This is a genomic window from Milkweed yellows phytoplasma str. MW1 (assembly GCF_000309485.1).
Taxonomy (GTDB): Bacteria; Bacillota_I; Bacilli_A; order Acholeplasmatales; family Acholeplasmataceae; genus Phytoplasma.
Genome location: NZ_AKIL01000065.1, coordinates 1 through 991, shown reverse-complemented (window position 1 = coordinate 991; position 991 = coordinate 1). Strand labels below are relative to the sequence as shown.

The following is a 991-nucleotide window of genomic DNA, read 5'->3' as shown; positions in this document are numbered from 1 at the left end:
AATGAATAAACTATTTTTGATATGGTTAATAACGATTATATTCCCAACCAAACCATCTTTGAATATCTTCCTTGGTTTTGTTCCAATCAATATCTTTAGCGAAAGTAACACCTTTACCTACTCCTGTGCCTACGGTTCCGCCAACTACAGTACCAGCAGGTCCACCCAATAAAGTACCAAGACCAGCTCCTAAACCACTAGCGCCTGACTCAATAGCCATATTAGTTAATTTATTTTGCGCTTTATTCCATGATTTTCCTTTATTGTCTAATTCTTGTTTTAAAGCTTTTGTTTTTTGTTCTAATGTGTTAAATTTGCCAACTTGCTTATCTAACTCTTTTTGCGTCTTTTGATGAGCAGTTTTTTCATTAGCTAAGTCTTGTTTGTATTTTTCGACATCAATTCTTAAACCAGCGATTATATCTTTAAGATGTTGGTTTTCTTCCTCTAAAGTAGTATTTTTATCTTCTAAATCTTTAATAGTTTTTTCTAAGGTTTGAATATGAGCTTCTAAATTTTGAATTTTTTGCCCTTGTTGGACATAAAGATCCATTTGTTCTTTAATGATTACATTTAAACGGTTAATTTCTTCATCTTTTTGTTGAATGGTCTCATTTAAAAGTTGTATTTCTTCATCTTTTTGTTGAATAATAGTTTTTAATTGTTCTTCATTTTCTTGTAATAAAGTAATTTTTTCGTTTAAACCTTTAATTTTATTTTGTTTATCTTGTAATTGGTTTAATAAGGTTTGATTAACTTTTTCATCATCACCTAGGTTAGCTTGAATAGCTTGAATTTCTTTTTCTAAAGTTTCGTTTTCTTCGCGAGATTTATCCAATTCTTGTTTAACTTTGGATAACTCTTTAGTATGTTGTTCTCGTAAATTTTTGTTTTCTGTTTTAAGAGTATTAATTTCAGTTTTAAAACTTTGTTCTTTTAATTCTAAAGTATTTAAATCTTGTTTTAATTTTTGAATATGTTGTTCTTTATT

1 pseudogene is annotated in these 991 nt (G+C 28.2%); it reads right to left on the bottom strand.

Annotated features, from left to right (window positions below):
* Window positions 1–25 precede the first annotated feature (25 nt).
* Window positions 26–991, bottom strand: a pseudogene (locus RI76_RS03080) (hypothetical protein); the annotation flags it as partial.